The following is a 15,180-nucleotide window of genomic DNA, read 5'->3' on the forward strand; positions in this document are numbered from 1 at the left end:
GGGTCTAACGATTGGTTGCAGGTGTCCTCAAAATTCCAGACTCAGCGCGATCGATCCGAATGCGTGATGGCCCGCCTGCTGGTCGAACTCGCGGGTTCTCCAAACGCGCATCACGGCGAGCCGTACGCCACGTCCAGCAACGATCCATTGGCTACTGATGCCGAGAGCTGCTTGCGCGATCCAAGGCCGCCGGCTGACGTGATGGCTATGCCGGAACATGTTTCCGTCGAGTGAGAAGTCCCAGGCGACGGCTTTACCCTCCAGATTCAGGAAGACATGTGCCCCAGGTTTGGGCGCCAGGACCGACTGCGGCGTTTTCGTGCGCAGATCGGCAACACCAGAGGGCGGGCGGTTCTCTGCGCCAGGGCGGATCGGATAGCTGCCGAAGTCGTTCGGTATGTTCCAGCCCGCGCGAAACTCCACGCCGGTACTGGCGGCGGTTTCGATGTTTCCGACCCGCAGGGCATAGCTGCCGATCACGTCGCTGCCCCATCCAGGGCGGACCGCACCCTCCGTGTACGGCTTGAACTTGCGCTCCATGGCCATCTGAAACGCCGGCTCGTTGCGCAACTGGTTGTCCCAGCCGCGAAATCGCTCAATGCCGCGTGCCCGATGCACCAGATCCTGAGATTGCTCGGCCAGCGACCAGGGGCCGATCACGCCCAGGGTCAGCTCACGCACGTCAAGCATTTCGTAGCTGGCGGCTTGTGGGTGGATGCGGCGATTCCACGCCAAACCCAGGTAGAGCAAACCAGCGTACGGTCGGTCATCTGGAATCACGTCGGTGCGCGTCTTGTTCTCGGGCGTGTACATGGACTGGCCAAAGCGCACGACGAGGTTTTGCGACGATGTCTGGGCGCCGGAATCGCGCCAGAACCCGGGATCAGCCCAGCCGATGAAGCGGGCGTACAAACCAATCGGCTGAGGCAGGCACTCCGGACGGAGCCCGCCTTGCAGATCACGTGAGACTGCTGTTAGCGCGACACCGTTGGTGTAGTTGCGATCGGAGCCGGTGAACAAATCGTTCTCCAGACGCAGGGTGCCGCCCCGCCAGCGCAGGGATTGCTCTGGCGAGCAGGAGGGAGGATTTGCAGAGAGTGAGACTTCGGAACCAAAAGCAGAAATCGGGCTGAACAATGCACCCGCAATCAACAAGATGACGCACTGCATCGGCTGCCGCACCTTGGTGCCGCGCAGGCTCCAGCGATACCCGCCGATGCCAATCATGTTGCCCCATCGCCTGCCGCCCTGTTGACGTAAAAGCGTTCGAGGGCACTGACGATTTCCTCCGCATCGTCTACGCAGGTGAACAAGTCGAGATCGGATGAAGAGACATAGCCTTCGTCGAGCAGAAGATCGAAATCAACTACGCGACGCCAGAATGCACGGCCGACCAGCACCACCGGAACACGCTGCATCTTTCTGGTCTGGATCAAGGTGAGCACCTCGAACAGCTCATCGAGCGTTCCATAGCCACCGGGGAAGGCCACCAAGCCCTTGGCGTGCAACAAGAAGTGCATCTTGCGCAGCGCGAAATAGTGGAATCGGAACGCCAAATCCGGGCACATGTAGGGGTTGGGTGCCTGTTCGTGGGGCAGCGTGATGTTGAGGCCAATCGAACGTGCGCCGACCTCGAAAGCACCGCGGTTGGCGGCCTCCATGATGCCGGGCCCACCCCCGGTGACGACGACGAAATCACGGCGGTTTTGCTGCTGGAAACGCGCCGAAATAAGGCCCGAGAAACGCCTCGCTTGCTCGTAGTGACGTGCCTGTTCGACCCGGCGATTGGCCCGCGCAAGCTCTTGCCGCAGCCCGACATCCTCCGGAGTGACGAGCGCCTGACGCTCCAGAACGCCAAGACGGGCTTCTGCCGTCTCGGCATCGCTCACGCGTGCGCTGCCGAAGACCACTACCGTCGAGCGAATGCCTTGCTCGTGCAGGATGCGCTCGGGCTTGAGCAGTTCGAGCTGTAGTCGCAGCGGCCGCAGTTCGTCCTGGCCAAGCAGCTCGATGTCTTCGTACGCAAGCCGGTACGTTGGCGACTCGCGGATGGCGCGCAGGCGTTCATCGAGATCTTCTGCGGGCTTCATCACTCGTGCGCCAGAAAGTCCGGCCAGCGCAGCGCATGGCCATACTCGGGCACCGTGACCTGCCAGCCGAGTTGCTGCTGCAAGAGGTCAGCGAAGGTTTGCGCGGCCGACGATTCCCCATGCACCACGAAGGTTTGCGCCGGTGCTTGAATGAAAGCACGGGCCCAATCCAGCAGCGCCTTCTGGTCGGCATGCGCCGAGAGGCCGTCCACGCTGTGGATCGCCGCACGTACCGGGATGTCCTCGCCGAAGATGCGTACACGTTCGGCCCCCTCGATCAGGCGCCGGCCAAGCGTCCCCTGCGCCTGGAAACCGGGAAACAAGATGCTGCATTCGCGGCGTGGCAAGTTGTGGCGCAGGTGGTGCCGGATACGTCCCGCATCGCACATGCCGCTGGCAGAAATAATGATGGCCCCGGAGCGAATCCGGTTCAGCGCCATGGACTCCTCAGCGCTCGCTGTGAAATCCAGGTACGGGAGGTTCTCGCCGCGCGCGTGCCATCCGGCCAACCGCTTCGCCTGTTCGTCGAACAATTCGAGATGTTCACGCGTGATGCGTGTGGCCTCGGTGGCCATCGGCGAATCGACAAACACCATTGGACGCTGCAGACGCCCTTCGCAGGTGAGGCGATGTAGGTGGTAGAGCACCTCCTGGGTTCGGCCGACCGCAAAGGCCGGAACGATGACATTGCCGCCGCGCTCGAACAGGGTTTTCTCGACGATGCCGATCATGTCCGCTTCGGTCGCCGAAAAATCCTTGTGCCGGCGGTCACCGTAGGTGGACTCGATGACGAGGATGTCGGCTTCCTCAATGGGTGTCGGGTCGCGCAGGATGGGGCGTCCCGGCTGACCCAGATCGCCGCTGAACACGATCTTCGTGGGGTAACCGTACTCGGTAATCCACACTTCCACGATGGCCGAACCAAGGATGTGTCCGGCATCACGAAAGCGGGCGCGCACCCCGACGCGGGGTGCGAACTCCCGGTCGTATTCGATACCTCGTACTTGCTGCAGGCATTCGTGTGCATCCTGCAGGGTATACAGGGGTGGCGGCACGGTCTTTTCTTTGAGCCGCTTGGCAACCCGCTTGGCATCGCTTTCCTGGATGTGAGCGCTATCGGGCAGCATCACCCCGAGCAGATCAACCGTCGCTGGCGTGGCGTAGATGGACCCCTTGAACCCGGCGCGCGTGAGTTTGGGCAATAGCCCGCTGTGGTCGATGTGGGCGTGGGTCAGCAGGACGAAGTCAATGGACGCCGGGTCGAACGCGAACGGCTCGTGGTTGCGTGCTGCTGCTATACGCCCACCTTGAACCATGCCGCAATCGACCAGGAAGCGGACATTAGCCGCTTCGACCAGAAAGCACGATCCGGTGACTTCTCGGGCTGCGCCCAAAAAACTGAGTTTCATAGGGCGTTCACTCGGGTTTTCGCATCGGGCAAGTGCTGAGGCCGAGCAGGCGATAGCCAGGACAGCGGCCTGCCAGGCCGGTGAGGAGTGGCATGATTCCAATGAGTCCCAGCCAACGCCAGGATGAGTCCAGCCACAATGGGAGACTGAGCAAAATCAGTCCGATGACGATGCGCACAATGCGGTCGAGATTTCCAACGTTGATTTGCATGACGGTCTCCTTGTGTTGAATCAGCGGCTTGAAAACGCGACGGGGGCGGCAGCGCCCCGCAGCGGATGGGTTGCGGTCGATGCCGTCGTGGATACGTCCCAGCCACCACCAAGGGCCTTGTACAGCGCCACCAGTTGCACGGCGGCGTTGGTATGCGCGCGTGCGGCTGCGGTTTCGGCCTCGTGCAGACTGCGCTGGGCAGCCAGCAGTTCGACCAGCGCAATGTCGCCCGCCGCGTAGCGCGCCTTGGCGTGGCCGTAGCTGGTGCGCGCGGCATCCAGTGCCATACCGCGGCGCTCCAGTGTGTCCAGCCCGCCGTGGTAGTCGCCAAGCGCGCGCTCGGCATCGCCCAGCGCCGCCAGCACGGCCTGCTCATAGGCCAGCGCGGCCTGTCGCTCGGCCGCCTCGCGTGCCCGAATTTCGGCTCGCACACGGCCACCGTCGAACAGGCGCCAGGAAATCAGCGGCAGGATGGAAAAACGCGAGCTGGATGCATCGAACCAATCGCCCGTACTGAGCGCTTGGAACCCGCCGCCGACACCGATGGAGAGTTTGGGGAACAACTCGGCCGTGGCCACGCCGATGTCGGCGGAACTCGCTGCCAGGCGACGTTCCGCAGCCAGCACGTCCGGGCGCCGGCGCAGCATCTCTGCGCGCTCGCCCACCGGCAGCGCCCGCAGCGTGCTCGGCGTCAAGGGGCCATCCAGCAGTGCCAGCTCCCGCTCCGGCGGCGCGCCCAGCAGCACGCCCAGGCTGAGTATCGCGGCGCGCTGACGCGCCTGGATATCCGGGATGAGCGCGTTGACTGCTGTCCATTGGGCGTACGCCGCCTCCACGTCGGCGGCCGACGCGTCGCCCAGCGCATGCCGCAGGCGCACCAATTCCAAGGTCTGCTGCAGCGTATCCAGTGTGGCCTGTTGTGCGTGCAACTCGTAGCGGGCGCCGACGGCGGTGAACCAAGTGCGCGCGACCTCGGCCACGATGCGCATGCGTATGCCCTGCGCCTCGGCTTCGGTCGCCTGCAGGCGGGCGCTGGCGCCTTCCAGCGCCCGCCGCTTGGCCCCGAACAAGTCGGCCTCCCAGGCCGCGTCGAAGCCCGCGTCGTAGATGGTCTGCGTGGCGTCAAGGCCGGGGATCGAACCTACGGGCAGGGGTCCGTTCTCGCTTTGACGGCGCCGGTTGACGCTCGCGCCAGCGGCGGCGGTGGGCAATGCCTCGCCGGCCACACGATCGCGCAGGGCGCGTGCCTCATCGATGCGTGCCGCAGCGTGGCGCAGATCCAGGTTCTGTGCCAGCGCCGTGGCCATCAGGCGATCGAGGATGGGATCGTCCAGTGCAGACCACCATTGGCTCAAGTCTGCGGACTGGGATTCGCTTGCCAACGGCAAGCTCCAGCCGCTGCCGACGTCGACCGGCGGCGGCTCGCGGTAGTCGGGGCCCACGCTTGCGCAGGCAGTCAGCAGCACGCAGGACAGGGCCAGCACGAGCGGACGCGCGCGCCCAGGGGTCAGGCCGGTGACGGTTGCGCGAAGAAAGGGAGTGCGGGGCTTGGATTTCATTGCAGGCGTCCTCGGACGAATACGGTGGCCATGGTCAGCGTGGCGAGGGCGATGACCGCCAGCGGCCACAGGCTGGCGAGAATGTCACCGGGCGGCATGGCCTTGAGAAAGCTGCCTTCGACGATGATGAGGAAATGGGTCAGTGGGATGGCCTGAGCCAGCCATTGCAGGACGACAGGCATGTTTTCCACAGGCGTCGCAAAGCCGGACATCAGCACCGCCGGCACGCCGATGGCGAACGCTCCCAGGATGGCCTGCTGCTGCGTCATGCTGACCGCGGAAATCATCAGACCGATGCCGACCACCGAGGCGATGAACAGCACCAGGCTGGCAAGCAGGAGTGCAAACGAGCCCGTAAACGGGATGCCGAACAGGAAGACGCCCGCGCTGATCATGAACAGGCCCAGCCCGGTGCCAATTGCGAGTGCCGGCAGCGACTTGGAGATGATGATCTCGGGCGTCGAGGTGGGCGACACCAGCAACTGGTCGAAGGTGCCCAGCTCGCGCTCGCGCGCGATCGACAACGAGGTGATCAAGAGCGAGCTGAACAGCGCCAGGATGCCCGTCAGGCCGGGCACGATGAACCAGCGGTAGACCAGATTCGGGTTGAACCAGTGGCGCACGACCACGGGCGTTGGTGCCTGGGCGTCGGGCACGACCTCGGCGCCGACATCGGCGGCGATTGTGGACAGATAGGCCACGGTGATCTGCCCGGAGTTGCTGCGCCGGCCATCGACCAGTACCTGCGCGCGGCCACTTTCGCCGGCGGCGATGGAGCGCGAGAAATCCACCGGGATGGCGAGCGCGGCGATCACCTCGCCACGGTCGATCAGCTCGTGGAGCTGCTGTTGGCTGTCGACATGCCGGACGTGGGTGATGAAGCGGGCGCTGTCCAGGCGCTGTACCAACTCGTGCGACCAGCGCCCCGCATCCTGATCGTAGACGGCGATATCGACGTTGCGCACTTCCAGCGTCGCGGCAAAGGCGAACACCAGCAACTGCAGGATCGGCGGCACGAACACCACCATGCGGCTGCGCGGGTCGCGCAGGACGCTGAGCACTTCCTTGATGAACTGGGCGCGCAGGCGGGTGAACGAGAATGCGGAAGTCAACATCGCGTCACTCCAGGTTCTTGCGCGTGGCGCGCTTGGCGATCACGAAGAACAGCCCCCCGATCGCCGCCATGGCCGCCAGGTTGGGCAGGAACACGGCCCAGATGTCGCCGGCCAGGAACACCGTCTTCAGCGAATCGACGAAGTAGCGCGCCGGAACCACCAAGGTGATGGCGCGGATCGGTGCCGGCATGGCGTCGATCTCGTACAGAAAGCCCGACAACATGAAGGCCGGCAGGAAGCCCGTGAACAGCGCGATCTGCGCTGCCAGGAACTGGTTGCGTGCCAAGGAGGAAATCAGCAGACCCTGACCCAGCGCCGGCACCATGAACACCGCCGACAGCAGCAGCAGCGCCGCCAGCGAGCCCCGCATCGGGACCCCGAACACGAACACCGCCAGCGCCGCCGCACCCAGCGTGGACAGCATGCCGAGCACGAAGTACGGCAGCAGCTTGCCGATCAGGATTTCGGCCACCGAGGCCGGCGTGGACAGCACCGCCTCCATGGTGCCGCGCTCCCATTCACGCGCCACCACCAGTGCAGTCAGCATGGTGCCGATGATGGTCATGACGATGGCGATGGCACCGGGAATCAGTGCGCGGCGGCTTTCCAGCTCGGGGTTGAACCAGTAGCGCGGTTCCAGCATGACGGCCTGCGCTGGTGCTCCGACGTCCAGTCCGGCACGCCAGGACTGGACAACGCCGCGGGCGTAGTTCTCGACGTAGTTGGCGGTATTGGGGTAGGAGCCGTCGGTGACGATCTGCACCAGCGGCTCGCTGCCACGCTGGGCCAGCCGCTGCTCGAAATCCTGCGGGATCACCACGTAGCCGCGCAGGTCGCCTGAGACCAGCTGGTCGGCCACTTCGCGCCGGTCATGGGCGAAGTGGGCATCCAGGAACTTTGTGCCGGCAAAGGCCGCCGCAAGCTCCTGCGCTGCAGCGCCGGGCGACTCCAGCACCACGCCGACGCGGACATCCTTCGCATCCAGCGACACCGCATAGGCGAACAGCAGCAGCAACACCACCGGCAGCACGAACGCGATCAGCAGCGTCGAGGGGTCGCGCAGCGCCTGGTAGCTTTCCTTGGTGACCAGGGCGATCAAGCGCCGCAGATCAAAATGGCGCAGGTCGGTCTGCTGTGGTCCATTCCCGTCCTTGTGCTTTGTGGTGCCGTTCATGTGGCGGCCTCCAGCTCGCGGTCCGCCGACTCCACCAGGTGAATGAAGGCGTCCTCCATCGTCGGGTCGGGTCGTTCGGGGCTGACCGCCGAACGTTTGAGCGCGTCGGGCGTATCCAGCGCAATCAGTTGCGCACGCGAGAGCATGGCCACGCGGTCGCAGTATTCGGCCTCGTCCATGAAGTGGGTGGTGACCATGATGGTCACGCCCTTGCGGGCCAGTCCGTTGATGTGGGTCCAGAATTCGCGCCGGGTGATCGGGTCCACGCCCGAAGTGGGTTCATCTAGGAACAGCACGGGCGGCCGGTGCATCAGCGAACAAGCCAATGCCAGGCGCTGCTTGTGGCCCAGCGGCAGGGAATCGGGCGTGGCGGACAACCAGTCGCCCAGATCGAAGGCTTCGATCATCTCGGCAATGCGCTCGCGCCGGGTGTTGCCTTCCAGTCCGTAGACGCCGGCCGAGAATTCCAGGTTCTGCTGCACCGAGAGCAGGCCGTAGAGCGAAAACTTCTGCGCCATGTAGCCGAGCCGGCTCTTGGCTGCGCCGGTGGCGCGGCGCAGATCATGGCCCACCACATGCGCTTCGCCAGCAGTTGGTTTCATCAGGCCGCACAACATCTTGAAGGTGGTGGACTTGCCGGCGCCGTTAGGGCCGAGCAGGCCGAAGATTTCGCCCTTTTGCACCTCGAAGCTGACGTTGTCGGTGGCGGTGAACTCGCCGAAGCGCTTGGTGAGGTTTCGGCACGACACGGCAATGTCGGAACCCAGCTCAACCGGCGGCAGACGCTCGGCCAGCGTCGAAGTGCCGCCGGGGCCGCCACCGAGCAGATCGATGAAGGCGTCTTCGAAGCGCGCGGGCACCTGCGCCAGCTCCACTCGCGCCTGATCGGACAGGGCCTGGAGCTGCTCCGCTTGAGCGCCCTCGCGCAACACCACGCGCACGCCGGCGCCCTGGATCACGCCATCGCTCACGCTGGGCAGGTCGAGTGCCTGGGTCAGGACCGCTCGGCGCTCGGCACCGACGTCTTCCAGACGGAAACTGCGGCCTTCGAGCTGCGCGGTCAGCTCCTGCGGCGGGCCATCGAACAGGAGCTTCCCTTGGTTCAGCAGCAGCACGCTCTCGCAGCGCTCGGCTTCGTCGAGATAGGCGGTGGACCAGACCACGGCCATGCCTTCATCGGTCAGCGCCTGCACCATGCGCCACAAGTCCTGGCGGCTGACCGGGTCGACACCCACGCCCGGCTCGTCCAGCAGCAGCACCTTCGGCCGCGCCATGAGCGCACAGGCAAGGCCCAGCTTCTGCTTCATGCCGCCGGAGAGCTTGCCGGCCAGGCGTTTGGTGAAGGGTCCGAGCCGCGTGAAGTCCAGCAGCTCGGCAAACAGATCGGCGTTGCGGTCCGCATCCATGCCGCGCAACTGCGCATACAGGCGCATGTTCTCCATCACCGACAGGTCTTCGTACAGGCCAAAGCGTTGCGGCATGTAGCCACTGGCGACATGAATGGCGTCGTTGTCCTTGACCACGTCATAGCCTGCCAAGGTGACGTGGCCGGCGTTCGGCACCAGGAGGCCGGTCAGAATCCGCATCAGCGTCGTCTTGCCGGCGCCGTCGGGGCCGACCAGACCCGTCAGCCGTCCATAGTGGATGCGCGCGCTCAAGCCCCGCAGCGCCTTTACGTCGCCGAAATGCTTGTCCACGTCTTCGATGACGATGGCAGCGTCTTCGCCCGCACCCGCAGGCACGGCGGCGATAGCAGGGCTTGCCTGCATTTCAACGCTCCCCCGCCGGGATACGGGTGCCGGCTTTCGCATCGACCTCGATCGTCACCGGCATGCCCTGGCGCAAGGCACTGTCGCTGTCGGCTTCGTCGATGACGATGCGCAGGCGGTAGACCAGATCCGTGCGCAAATCCGTCGTCTCCACCGTCTTGGGGGTGAACTCGGCGCGCGGCGAGATGAAGCCGATCTGGCCGCGATAGACCTTCTCTGATGAATCGCTTTTGACGCGCACCACAGTACCGGGCGCGATGCGCCCCAAGTCCGACTCGCCCACGTAGGCGCGCACGTAAACCGGCTTGTCCAGGCTCAGGCTGTAGACCGCGCTCTGGCTTGCGACCATGCTGCCGGGCTCCCGCACTCGTGCGATGACGGTGCCGCTACTGGGCGCCATCAACTCGGTGTCCGCCAAGGCTGTCGTGGCTTGCGCTGCGGCAGCCTGTGCGGCCGCAAGGCGAGCTTCTGCCGCGGCGATGTCTTCCTTGCGAAAACCTTCGGATGCTTGCGACAGGGCCGCCTTGGCCGCTTCGACGCCAGCGGCTGCCTGGTCGCGCGCCGTGCGGGCTGCATCGACCGTGCGCTGGCTGCTGGCGCCCGATGCCAGCAGGCCACTCTGGCGCTGGAAATTGCGCTCGGTCTCGGTGGCGAGCGCCTGGGCCTGCCTGAGGGCTTCGCGCGCCTGGGTGATTTCCTGCGGTCGCAGGCCGCGGCGCAGCTTGGCCAGTTCCGCCTGCGCCACCTGCACCTGGGCCTGTGCTGCCGCAAGTGCTTCCCGATAGGGTTGCGCGTCAAGCGCCGCCAGGCGCGCGCCCGCGCTGACGGCATCGCCCTCATCGAAAGCCATTTGCATCACGCGCCCGGGCTGACGGAAGGCCAGTTGCACCTCGCGGATGTCGACGTTGCCGTAGAGGCGCAATGCATCTTGTTGTCCATGGTCGCGCGACAACCAGAACGCCAGTGCGCCGCCAAGAGCGAGCACGACGACGGCGATCACGACCCAACGGGTTTTCTTGAAGAGGAGGTTTGGAGTTTTCATCGATGGGTTTCCGCTGGATAAAGGTGCTCAGTGCTCGCGTGCGACCGGCGCATTCGCCGCTGACCGGCGCCAGGCGATGGCCGCTATGCCAGCCCACACCAACGTGCGCAGCGTCATGGCGACCACCGTGCGTCGCTCCCAGGCGCCACCCAGAGCCACATGCACTCCGAAAGCGAGGAACACGAGTGCGGTCGCCACCGTGATGACAATCGCCAACCACGCGGCCCAGCGCCGGCGCATCCACAAGCCGACGCCGGCGACGATGTAGGCGAACCCGGCCAGAAAATTGAACCAGAGCACGAAGGGCACATAGTGGCCGGCGGCTTGGCGCGCCGCGCCGTCGACAAACAGAACGGCGCCGCCCTCCCGAAGAGTGAGCAGGCCGAAGCCGATCGCGAGCAGGGAGATCAGCCAGTGCCAGATGCTGCGTTGTGGATGAGTGGTCATCTTCATGGCCTTTACTTGATCGCGGAAACTCCCAAGCCTTCGCCGTCGTCGCGGTGTGCGTGTGCGTTCCGCTGGGCGGTCGGGCTGAGTGTTGAATGACGCGGATTCGCGCTGGAGGCGCAACGCGATCGCATGACCGTGGTGTGCCTCTCGGCCGACCGGGCAACTGCGTGGCGGCAGGATGGAAGGCGTTTCATCGGGTGTGCGTGATGCCACGGAGATAGATGGCAAACACGGCTGGCGCATCACGACGGATGCGACTGACCTTGCCGGCCAACAGCGACTGCATGACCAGTCCCTGGATCGTGCCGATGAACAACACGGCGGCGGCATCTACGTCCAGATCCGCATCCAGGTCGCCTTGGGCCTTGCCTGCCTCCATCAGGCGGCGCAGGCGCTGTTCGTATTGACGGAGCAAGGTCTGCACCATCCGCTTGGCGAGCGTCTCGCCAGAGCGTTGCAGTTCTCCGAACAGCATGCGCGGCACGCCGGGATGCTTGGCCACGAAGTCGATGTGCGTCATGAACATGGCTTCGAGTGCTGCGGCAGGAGACGCGGCGCCCTCGGCCGCCTTGTCCACGCGCACCAGCAGACGCTCACCGACCCAGGTCATCGTTGCCTCCAGGATCGCGTCCTTGGTGGGGAAGTGGCGAAACAGCGCGCCCTGCGTCAAACCCATTCGATCGGCGATGGCCGTGGTCGTGATTTCGGCCGGGTTTTGCTCCGCGGCCAAGTCCACCACCGCTTGCACTGTGGCAGCACGCCGCTCTTCAGCGGACAGATGTTGAGGACGTTCGCTCACCGATCAGACTCCATAAAGTAAGTGACTTATTACTATCCTAACATGCAAAACATCCGCGTCGCAAGATCGGGAATACGGTTCATCGCATGGGAAAGGATGGTTCCTGCCCCATCCATGGATCGTGGCCAAGTGAGCTGACGAGACCCAGGAAGCGAACACACTCCTCTGGCACATCATGAGTAATCGGTCGGCAGGTCGGCCACCCCAGTCAGAGCAAGAGAAGCGGTTTCGTTCGAGCGAAGGCGGAAATCCCCCGGGCGTTCTTCAAGGCTTTGCATCTTTTCCCGTAGGCATTATGATAGTAATAAGTTACTTACAACATCGGAAGACCAGAGATGAACACCCTTGCCATACCTGACAAGCCCGCGCCGGCACCGTCCGAAGTCGTCTGTCGCCCCGATGTCCTGGATACGCTTGCGAACGCGTGCCGGGCACGCGGCACTGGCGGGTTGTCACCGGCGGCGGGTTTGCTGGCTTGGTACGACTGGGCGCTGCACCTGAGCCTTTCACCGGGCAAGCAGCGCAGCCTGATCGAAAAGGGATTGCACAAGCAGCGACGCTTGGCGCGCTACGTCGCGCACGCTGCAAGTGCCCACGGCTGCCCCACGTGCATCGAGCCGTTGGAGCAGGATCGGCGCTTCGAGGCGCCGGCCTGGCAGCAATGGCCGTTCAACGTGATCCACCAGGGCTTTTTGCTGCAGCAGCAGTGGTGGCACAACGCCACCACCGGCGTGCGCGGCGTGTCGCGCCATCACGAGAACATGGTCACTTTCGCCGGGCGGCAGTGGCTGGACATGTGGTCGCCATCGAATTTCATCTGGACCAACCCGGAAGTGCTGGAAGCCATCAGAACCAGCGGCGGCGCCAACCTGTGGCGCGGCGCGATGAACTTCCTCGACGATACACAGCGTCTTGCGCTTGACGATGAACCGGCCGGGGTCGAAGGCTTCAAAGTCGGCCAGGACGTGGCGGTCACACCAGGAAAGGTGGTGTTTCGCAACCACCTGATCGAGCTGATCCAGTACACACCCACGACCCCCGATGTGTATGCCGAGCCGGTGCTGATCGTGCCCTCCTGGATCATGAAGTACTACATCCTCGACCTGTCACCGCACAACTCGATGGTGAAGTACTTGGTCGACCAGGGGCATACGGTGTTCATCCTTTCCTGGAAGAACCCGACCGCGGCCGATCGCGACCTCGGCTTCGAGGATTACCGATGGCTGGGGGTCATGGATGCACTGGACGCGGTCACGGCCATCGTGCCCGAGCGCAAGGTGCAGGCGGTTGGCTATTGCCTGGGCGGCACCTTGCTGACGATCGCCGCAGCCGCGATGGCGCGCGATGGCGACGAACGGCTGCACAGTTTGACGCTGCTGGCGTCGGAGACCGACTTCCGCGAGTCGGGCGAAATCGCGCTTTTCATCGACGACAGTCAACTCGCCTGGCTGGAAGCCGGGATGTGGGACAAGGGCTATCTCGACGGCAAGCAGATGGCCGCCTCTTTCCAGATGCTCAACTCGCGCGACCTGATCTGGTCGCGCCGCGTGCGCGAGTACCTGCTGGGCGAACGGCAGGAGTTCAATGACCTGATGGCATGGAATGCCGACGTGACGCGCATGCCGTATCGCATGCACAGCGAGTACCTGCGGCGTTTGTATCTGAACAACGATCTGGCCGAGGGACGCTACCAGGTCGGCGGACGGCCGGTGGCGATCGCCGACATCGAAGTGCCGATGCTCATCGTCGGCACGGTGCGCGACCACGTTGCCCCCTGGCCATCCGTGTACAAGATGCATCTGCTCAGTGATGCGGAGCTGACCTTCGTACTGACCAGCGGCGGGCACAACGCCGGCGTGGTCAGCGAGCCGGGGCACCCCCGGCGCAGCTACCAGATTGCGACCCGCAGCGTCGGCGCTCGCTACGTCGATCCGCAAACGTGGCGTACCGAAACCCCGCTGAACGAGGGCTCCTGGTGGCCAGCCTGGCAGCAGTGGCTGGCACGACATTCGACCGAGCGGGTATCGCCGCCTGCCATGGGCGGCACGCAGGTCCCGCTTGGTGATGCACCGGGAACCTATGTGGCAATGCGCTGATACGACGCGCCGAAGCCGAGACAAGACAAGACCATTTCAACAGGGACATCGCTAAGGATGGCCTACACCCGCCCCGAAGGGGGCCCACCATGACCGAAGGGCACTGCAATGAGCAACGAACTGCCAATCCATCTCTACAAAGCCAATGCCGAGCTGCAACTGCAGATCACGCGCTTGCTGCAGGAGAGCAGCCATCACTGGCTCGAGGTCATGCAACAGCTCAGCGCTGGCAGCGTGCTGGAGACCACCTCGCGCATCCAGGGCCTCCAACAGGCGGCCGACTGGCAAGCGCTCGCGACCTTGCCGTCCGAAGTGTTCTGGCGTCTGTGCCAAGGCCGCATGGGCGATGCCCAAGCGGTCGGGCAAGTAGCAGCCAAGAGCCAGACGGCCTTTGCCAATGGACTGCGCCAGGCGCTCACGACTTGGCAGGAGTCTGTCTCCGAGGCATTCGGCGCGAGTGGCGACGCAGCCTCTTTCACGCAGCTTTGCCAGCGCTGGACGCAGCCCTGGACCGCCCCAAGCGCCGTACCCCAGGGCAAGACCAAGAAATGAGGGGACGGCAATGAATACGACGCCACGGACGGCGCTGGTGACGGGAGGCAACCGGGGGTTGGGCGCTGCGATCGCCCGTGCCCTGCACGATGCCGGCCACCGCGTGATCGTCACGCATACCCCCGGCAACACCACGATTGGCCAGTGGCAGCAAGCGCAAGCGACACAGGGCTACAAATTTGCTGCCTACGGGGTGGATGTATCGAACTACGAATCAACGCAGGAACTGGCGCGGCGCATCCACGCCGACGGTCATCGGATCGACATCCTGGTGAACAACGCCGGCATCACCCGCGATGCAACGCTGCGCAAGCTCGACAAGGCCGGTTGGGATGCCGTACTGCGCACCAACCTGGACTCCATGTTCAACGTCACCAAGCCGTTCATCGATCCGATGGTCGAGCGCGGCTGGGGTCGCATCGTCAACATCTCGTCGATCAACGGCAGCAAGGGCCAGTTCGGGCAGACCAATTATTCGGCGGCCAAAGCCGGCGTGCACGGGTTCACGAAGGCGCTGGCGCAGGAGGTCGCGCGCAAGGGTGTGACGGTCAACACCGTGTCGCCGGGTTATCTGGCCACCGAGATGGTGATGGCGGTGCGGGAGGACATGCGCCAGAAGATCATCGATGCGATTCCGGTTGGCCGTCTGGGCCAGCCGGACGAGATTGCGGCACTTGTCGCCTTCATCGCCAGCGAAGCCGCCGCCTTTATGACCGGCAGCAACGTGGCGATGAACGGCGGCCAGCATATGTATTGAGTAGTCGAGGGGCCTGCGGCATGAAAGTCTGGACCATTCGCTTGGGCAGTTCACCGAAGAGCATCCTTTACACACTCGGGTGCTCGGACACGAAGCATGCGCATTGACACGAGGGTGTTTGCGTGCTGACGGATAGTGATCTGCAAGTCCTCCGGTT

Annotated in this window: 14 protein-coding genes; 3 read left to right on the top strand and 11 right to left on the bottom strand. The window is 64.4% G+C overall.

Annotated features, from left to right (window positions below; all coding sequences use genetic code 11):
* Positions 1 to 27: 27 nt before the first annotated feature.
* The 11 genes from HND92_RS10300 to HND92_RS10350 all read right to left on the bottom strand — a co-directional run bounded on the left by HND92_RS10300 (position 28) and on the right by HND92_RS10350 (position 11,618).
* Positions 28 to 1,227 (bottom strand): lipid A deacylase LpxR family protein, encoded by a 1,200-nt coding sequence (locus HND92_RS10300; protein ID WP_172206913.1) that lies wholly within the window; start codon positions 1,225 to 1,227, stop codon positions 28 to 30.
* On the bottom strand, positions 1,224 to 2,090 hold the full coding sequence (locus HND92_RS10305; RefSeq protein ID WP_013721839.1) for a TIGR00730 family Rossman fold protein: 867 nt from the start codon (positions 2,088 to 2,090) through the stop codon (positions 1,224 to 1,226). Before HND92_RS10305 ends, HND92_RS10300 begins: the two co-directional genes overlap by 4 nt.
* Positions 2,090 to 3,499, bottom strand: coding sequence for an MBL fold metallo-hydrolase RNA specificity domain-containing protein (locus HND92_RS10310; protein ID WP_013721838.1), 1,410 nt, complete (start codon positions 3,497 to 3,499; stop codon positions 2,090 to 2,092). Before HND92_RS10310 ends, HND92_RS10305 begins: the two co-directional genes overlap by 1 nt.
* Positions 3,500 to 3,506: 7 nt before the next feature.
* Positions 3,507 to 3,710, bottom strand: coding sequence for a DUF2892 domain-containing protein (locus tag HND92_RS10315; protein WP_010792188.1), 204 nt, complete (start codon positions 3,708 to 3,710; stop codon positions 3,507 to 3,509).
* Between the two features lie 20 nt (positions 3,711 to 3,730).
* The gene (locus HND92_RS10320) at positions 3,731 to 5,269 is read right to left on the bottom strand and encodes an efflux transporter outer membrane subunit (RefSeq protein WP_010792189.1); all 1,539 of its coding nucleotides are present in this window, start codon (positions 5,267 to 5,269) and stop codon (positions 3,731 to 3,733) included.
* Entirely contained in the window at positions 5,266 to 6,384 is a 1,119-nt protein-coding gene (locus HND92_RS10325) for an ABC transporter permease (protein ID WP_010792190.1), read from the bottom strand. Before HND92_RS10325 ends, HND92_RS10320 begins: the two co-directional genes overlap by 4 nt.
* Positions 6,385 to 6,388: 4 nt before the next feature.
* A complete protein-coding gene (locus HND92_RS10330; protein ID WP_010792191.1) occupies positions 6,389 to 7,558 on the bottom strand; it encodes an ABC transporter permease in 1,170 nt (389 codons plus the stop codon).
* On the bottom strand, positions 7,555 to 9,327 hold the full coding sequence (locus HND92_RS10335) for an ATP-binding cassette domain-containing protein (RefSeq protein WP_172206914.1): 1,773 nt from the start codon (positions 9,325 to 9,327) through the stop codon (positions 7,555 to 7,557). Before HND92_RS10335 ends, HND92_RS10330 begins: the two co-directional genes overlap by 4 nt.
* 1 nt (position 9,328) lies before the next feature.
* On the bottom strand, positions 9,329 to 10,369 hold the full coding sequence (gene hlyD, locus HND92_RS10340; protein ID WP_010792193.1) for a secretion protein HlyD: 1,041 nt from the start codon (positions 10,367 to 10,369) through the stop codon (positions 9,329 to 9,331).
* Between the two features lie 27 nt (positions 10,370 to 10,396).
* Positions 10,397 to 10,816 (bottom strand): hypothetical protein, encoded by a 420-nt coding sequence (locus HND92_RS10345; RefSeq protein ID WP_010792194.1) that lies wholly within the window; start codon positions 10,814 to 10,816, stop codon positions 10,397 to 10,399.
* Positions 10,817 to 11,009: 193 nt separating this feature from the next.
* Entirely contained in the window at positions 11,010 to 11,618 is a 609-nt protein-coding gene (locus HND92_RS10350; protein WP_004255154.1) for a TetR/AcrR family transcriptional regulator, read from the bottom strand.
* Between the two features lie 335 nt (positions 11,619 to 11,953).
* On the opposite strand from HND92_RS10350, the gene HND92_RS10355 reads away from it, so the two are divergent.
* The 3 genes from HND92_RS10355 to phbB all read left to right on the top strand — a co-directional run bounded on the left by HND92_RS10355 (position 11,954) and on the right by phbB (position 15,023).
* The gene (locus tag HND92_RS10355) at positions 11,954 to 13,714 is read left to right on the top strand and encodes an alpha/beta hydrolase (RefSeq protein ID WP_172206915.1); all 1,761 of its coding nucleotides are present in this window, start codon (positions 11,954 to 11,956) and stop codon (positions 13,712 to 13,714) included.
* 108 nt (positions 13,715 to 13,822) lie between these two features.
* Positions 13,823 to 14,266, top strand: a complete 444-nt coding sequence (locus HND92_RS10360) for a phasin family protein (RefSeq protein ID WP_013721835.1) — start codon at positions 13,823 to 13,825, stop codon at positions 14,264 to 14,266.
* 10 nt (positions 14,267 to 14,276) lie between these two features.
* A complete protein-coding gene (gene phbB, locus HND92_RS10365) occupies positions 14,277 to 15,023 on the top strand; it encodes an acetoacetyl-CoA reductase (RefSeq protein ID WP_172206916.1) in 747 nt (248 codons plus the stop codon).
* Positions 15,024 to 15,180 lie beyond the last annotated feature (157 nt).

This window comes from Diaphorobacter sp. JS3050 (assembly GCF_013154915.1).
GTDB classification, from domain to species: Bacteria; Pseudomonadota; Gammaproteobacteria; order Burkholderiales; family Burkholderiaceae_C; genus Diaphorobacter; species Diaphorobacter nitroreducens.